The organism is Streptomyces durbertensis (assembly GCF_014156695.1).
Lineage (GTDB): Bacteria > Actinomycetota > Actinomycetes > Streptomycetales > Streptomycetaceae > Streptomyces > Streptomyces durbertensis.
In genome coordinates this window covers 1-3,513 of record NZ_WMLF01000507.1, presented here as the reverse complement: position 1 = coordinate 3,513, position 3,513 = coordinate 1, and the positions used below count along the sequence as shown (strand labels likewise).

The 3,513-nt window shown below is 74.0% G+C and carries 4 protein-coding genes; all 4 read right to left on the bottom strand.

Annotated elements, in window-relative coordinates:
- Positions 1-45: 45 nt before the first annotated feature.
- On the bottom strand, positions 46-474 hold the full coding sequence (nusB, locus tag GL263_RS23475; protein WP_182857745.1) for a transcription antitermination factor NusB: 429 nt from the start codon (positions 472-474) through the stop codon (positions 46-48).
- 2 nt (positions 475-476) lie between these two features.
- Positions 477-1,043, bottom strand: a complete 567-nt coding sequence (gene efp / locus GL263_RS23470; RefSeq protein ID WP_182857744.1) for an elongation factor P — start codon at positions 1,041-1,043, stop codon at positions 477-479.
- A gap of 67 nt (positions 1,044-1,110) precedes the next feature.
- Positions 1,111-2,259, bottom strand: a complete 1,149-nt coding sequence (locus GL263_RS23465) for an aminopeptidase P family protein (RefSeq protein WP_182857743.1) — start codon at positions 2,257-2,259, stop codon at positions 1,111-1,113.
- A 390-nt stretch (positions 2,260-2,649) separates the two neighbouring features.
- Positions 2,650-3,489: an AAA family ATPase gene (locus GL263_RS23460; RefSeq protein WP_182857742.1), complete on the bottom strand. Its 840-nt coding sequence runs from the start codon at positions 3,487-3,489 to the stop codon at positions 2,650-2,652.
- Positions 3,490-3,513 lie beyond the last annotated feature (24 nt).

Here is a 3,513-nt window from a genome sequence, read left to right as displayed (position 1 = left end):
GCGTTCCGGGCCCCCTGCCGTTGTCCCCGCGTGCCGGCCGGGCCGTCAGACGCGTCGGAGCTTGGGTGCCAGCTCCTTGAACCGGCCGAGCAGGCCGTTGACAAACGCCGGGGAGTCGTCTGTGGAGAACTCCCGGGCGAGCTGGACGCACTCGTCGATGACCACCGCGTCGGGCGTGTCCTCCACCCAGATCAGCTCGTAGGCGCCCAGCCGCAGGATGTTGCGGTCCACGACCGGCATCCGGTCCAGCGGCCAGTCGACGGCGTACGTGGAGATCAGCTCGTCGATGCGGTCGACGTACCGGGCGTAGCCCTCGACCAGCTCCATCGTGTACTCGCTGACCGGCGGCTGCCGGCTGTCGCTCCGGGCGTGCCGGATCCAGTCGGCCAGCACGTCGGTGACGCCGCTGCCGCGCTGGTCGGCTTCGAAGAGGATCTGGAAGGCGCGCTTGCGGGCCTTGCTGCGAGCGGCCACGGTTAGTTGTTCACCCGGCCGAGGTACTCGCCGGTACGGGTGTCGACCTTGATCTTCTCACCGGTGGTGATGAACAGCGGGACGCCGATCTCGTAGCCGGTCTCCAGCTTGGCGGGCTTGGTTCCGCCGGTGGAGCGGTCGCCCTGGACGCCGGGCTCGGTGTGCTCGATGACCAGCTCGACGGCGGCCGGCAGCTCGACGGACAGCGGACTGCCCTCGTGCATGGCGACGGTGGCCTCGAAGCCCTCGATGAGGTAGTTCGCGGCGTCACCGACCGTGGCGCGCTCGACGTGGATCTGGTCGTAGGTGTCCATGTCCATGAAGACGAAGTACTCGCCGTCCATGTACGAGAACTGCATCGAGCGCCGGTCGACGGTGGCGGTCTCGACCTTCGTGCCGGCGTTGAACGTCTTGTCGACGATCTTCCCGGAGAGCACGTTCTTCAGCTTGGTGCGCACGAAGGCAGGGCCCTTGCCGGGCTTGACGTGCTGGAACTCGACTACGGACCAGAGCTGGCCCCCGTCGAGCTTGAGCACCATGCCGTTCTTGAGGTCGTTCGTGGTGGCCACGGTGGCGGAATCTCCTGAGACTGCTGCTTGGACGGCCAGGGGCTTTGTTCGACGCGCCGCTAGCGTGCTAGAGGGCGAGCAGCTCCTTGGTCGTGATGGTAAGTAGCTCCGGCCCGCCGTCCGCGAGGGAGCGGACAACGAGTGTGTCGTCAATCCGGACGCCGCCCCGACCCGGGAGATGGACCCCCGGTTCGACGGTGACCGGCACACGAGCGTCAAGTTTACTCATGGCCGTGGGGGACAACCGAGGGTCCTCACCGATTTCCAGGCCGACACCGTGCCCGGTGCAGGTCTCGACGGCCCCTCCGTGGCCCGCCGCGGCGAGCACCTGACGTGCCGCCCGGTCCACCGCGCGGCACTCCACACCGGGCGCCAGCGCCTCCCGGCCGGCCCGCTGAGCGGCGAAGACGAGGTCGTACAGCTCGATCTGCCAGTCGGCCGGCGCGGTGCCGATCACAAACGTGCGCCCGATCTGGCAGCAGTAGCCGCGGTAGCGGGCGCCCATCCGCACCGAGAGGAAGTCGCCCTCCTCCACCCGGCGGTCGGTGGGCGTGTGGGTGGGTACGCCGGCGTGCGGGCCGGTCGCCACCGAGGTGGGGAACGCCGGGCCTTCCGCGCCGTGGTCGATCAGGCGCCGTTCGAGTTCCAGCGCCAGGTGCCGCTCGGTGCGGCCGACCAGGATGGACTCCAGGAGTTCGCCGAGCGCCTGGTCGGTGATCTCCGCGGCGATGCGCAGGGCGGCGATCTCCTCGTCGTCCTTCACCAGCCGCTGCTGTTCCACCGTGCGGCCCAGGTCCGTGAGCCGCAGGTGCGGCGCGCCCGCGGTGAGGGCCCGGTGCCGGGCGACGGTGAGGTGGTGCTCCTCCACCGCCAGCGTCCCCACGCCGAGGTCGGCCGCCGTCCGGGCGGCGGCCACCGCCGGGTCGCCGCTCTCGCCGGCCGAGCGGAAGCGCAGTTCGTCACCGGGCTCCGGCAGCCGCCGCGGTTCGGCGCCGAGGTCGGCGGCGGTCACCGCGTCCGGGTCGGCGGTCGGCCTGCCGGTGGCGTGCGGGCTGAGGAAGAGCGTGTCCCGGGCGTCCGGTCCGACCAGCAGGGCGGCGCCGGGCGGGGCGCAGCCCGTGAGGTACCGAAGGTTGGCCGGGTGGGACACCAGGGCCGCCGTGCGGCCCGCGGCGTCGCGCAACCGGGCGCGGCGGGCCGTGTGTACCTCGGACATACCGTGAGGGTAAGGCCGTTGCCCGCGGACGGCCGGTCGAACGCGGCCGGACGGCCCCCGGCCCGGCCGCTCCGGGCGCTCGCGCGACCGGCACCGGCCCCGGTCGGGGGGCCGGACCCGGTGAGCCGGCCGCCCACCCGGCCCGTTCACCCGAACGGGGGGGGGTAGCCCCTCGCCGGGAAGTCCTGTCCCGGCGGCTTGTGGCCCACCGGGCGGCTGGCGGCGGACCGCCGGTCCGGGGTTGAGCGCGCCGCGCGACCCGGGGCGGCCGGGGCGTCCACGGCTGCTCGCGGCGCACGGGGAGGAGAGGTGCCCGAGGTCTCCGCCGCGGAAGCGGCCGGTTCACGCGTCCGTCACGTGTCGGGCCGCTCGCCGCAGGGGCGGCGGGCGTCACCAGGACGGCGGGCTGGCCAGGCTGCGGGCGACGGCCTCGTCGAGCAGCCGGGCGGTGGTCTCCACGTCCTTGCGGGAGTTGTCGATGATCGGCAGCCCGGAGCCGTACCAGCCGGCCATGCGGCCGTGGATGCGGGCCACCTCCTCGTCGCTGAGCCGCCGGTTGCCGCTGCGTTCGGCGTTGCGCTCGAGGACTATCTCCAGCCCCGGCAGCAGCACGATCGGCAGCAGCCCCGGCCCCACGTGCCGCTTCCAGCCGCCGAGGCCGACCACCGGCCGGTCCGGGAAGACGGCGTCGTCGAGGATGCAGGAGATGCCGTTGGCCAGGAAGTTGCGCGCGGCGAAGCCGCAGGTGCGGCGGGCCAGCCGGTACTGGGCCTCGGACTGGTCGTTCCAGCCGCTCTGCGGGTCGGCGAAGCCGGAGCGCACCCACTCGCGGACGTCGTCGAGGCTGATGTGCGCGGTGGGCACCTGGCGGCGGTCCGCCCAGTAGCGGGCGACGGTGGTCTTGCCGGCGCCGGCCGGGCCGATCAGCAGGACCGCGACGGCCGTGTGCGCGACGTCCGGCGCGGCGGGCTGGGCGGCGTGCACGGGCACCTCGACCGGGTCGCCCGGTGGCAGCCGCAGATGGCCGGTGTGGTCCTGCGGGGGCGCGGCCGGACCGCTCGGGTGGTTCCCCCACCCGCCGGGCGCGGGCGCGCCGGGCGGCGCGGCGGGGGAAGGCGGCACGGGCGGCTGCGGGGTCTGCTGCGGCATTCCCGGGTGGCCGTGGCGCGCCAGGTGCGGACCGCCGGGCTGCTGCGGCGCGCCGGTGCCCGGCCCGTGGCCGGGCGGCACGGGCGACGGCGGTGGCTGGTGGGG

What these genes read in the sequence shown, in the direction of transcription:
- GL263_RS23465 (WP_182857743.1), bottom strand. Translation starts at nt 2,259, where the DNA reads ATGTCCGAGGTACACACGGCCCGCCGCGCCCGGTTGCGCGACGCCGCG.